Source organism: Clostridium sp. MCC345 (assembly GCF_018785345.1).
In the GTDB taxonomy this organism is placed as follows: Bacteria; Bacillota; Clostridia; order Lachnospirales; family Anaerotignaceae; genus Anaerotignum_A; species Anaerotignum_A faecicola.
Window position 1 is genome coordinate 1 of record NZ_WQPP01000042.1, and the last position, 1504, is coordinate 1504.

Below are 1504 nucleotides of genomic sequence, written 5' to 3' on the forward strand. Positions count from 1 at the left end.
ACAAGCACTCGTTCAAGGTCTGCGTCAGCTTCCATCAGCCGGGGCTTAACGGTATCGCCCAAACCGTCCTCGGCGGTCTGGTAGATAATGTTGAAAGGCTCAAGGGTCTCCATACCGGGCAAGGGCTTTCGGTTGGTGCAAGCCGCCGCAAGACGCATGGCAAAGTAGGTCTTGCCCTCGCCGGGGTTGCCCTGTATGATCGTCAGCTTTCCAAAGGGGATATAGGGAAACCATAGCCATTCCACGCTCGTCAGCTCCACATCTGCCATGCGGAGCATGGGAACAGGCTGGGCGGTGGGCAGCTCTCGCAGCGTGATTGTCTCGGCTATGAATTTGCGGCTGGGAATGTCCCCTTGCTGACGGAGAACATCGTTCCAGTCTTTCCTTGCCGGGACAAGGCGAATGACGGCGATCTCGCCGGGAATGTCCTGTGCCAGTCGGGTACAGGCTTCGCTTCCTGCGGTGTCGCTGTCAAGGCAGAGGAACACTTTTCGGGTGTCCTTGCGTTCAGAAAGGAAACGGTCAAGGGCTTTGCCCGAAACGCCGCCCAGGGCAAGATAATTTCTTGTCTGCCAATCCTGCGGATAAAGGCAGATAAACGATAACAGGTCAATCGGCGCTTCAAAGACAAAGAGCTGGTTGCCGTTTCCCTCATAGCGGAACGGATAGGACTTGTCAGACCCGGCAATGTCCTGTCTGAATGGGTCTGCCGTTCCTCGCACATGGGCGTATCTCGGCGTACCGCTTCGGTCTCTGCCGACAAACACAACATTGTGCCGCTTTGCGTCCTCGTAAATATCCCCGGAAAGAAGAAAAGCCTCAACAAGCGTTTTGTTGAGACCTCGGCTTTCGCAAAGATATTGAATTGCTCTGTCGGCTGTTCTGTTGTGCAAGGGCAAGTGAAACGCTGTGGGCGGTGCTGTGCTGGCTTCGCTCTGTCCCTCGGCGCTTTCGCCGGTTAAGAGCTGGACTGCTTCGGGAAAGGACTTGCCGTAAAACTCCATGACAAAATCAATGGGATAGCCGCCCTTGCTCTGGCTGTGGCGAAACCATTTGTTTCCACGAACGGTCAGGCTGTCATGTTCTTTCCAGCGGTATTCCCGTCCACTTTTGATAAGCGTCTCTCCCTGTGTGCGGAGAAAATCTTCCAGACTGACGGCGTTTGCCCGGTCAATCTGTGCTTGGGTGTAATTCATCGGGATATATCCTCCTTTTTGTGTCGTGTTTGGGGTCGATTTTGGAGCATTTGTTCCTCTGTACGCTCGTTAAATCGGGCGGCAGTATCTACACATGACTTGACCTTCCAAAGACGGTGTAAATCGTCTCTGACGGTCTTAAACTCGCCATAGGTGGTGTTGTGCGCCTGTTCCAGCTCGTCATACTCTTCGGTCAGCTTTTTCATATCCACCTTGCCATCCGGGAACTCTCCGGTCAGCTTGCGTCTGGCGGCGTAGAACTGTTTCAGTTCCGTTTCATGCTCTGCCTTGTACTTGGCTCTGGGCTT

The 1504-nt window shown here is 54.1% G+C and carries 1 protein-coding gene and 1 pseudogene; both read right to left on the minus strand.

Annotated elements, in window-relative coordinates:
- Positions 1–1196 (minus strand): toprim domain-containing protein (locus tag GPK49_RS13185; protein WP_215677447.1); only part of this gene is annotated, 1196 nt, incomplete at its 3' end.
- Positions 1193–1504, minus strand: a pseudogene (locus GPK49_RS13190) (MobQ family relaxase); the annotation flags it as partial. The pseudogene GPK49_RS13190 and the gene GPK49_RS13185, both read right to left, overlap by 4 nt.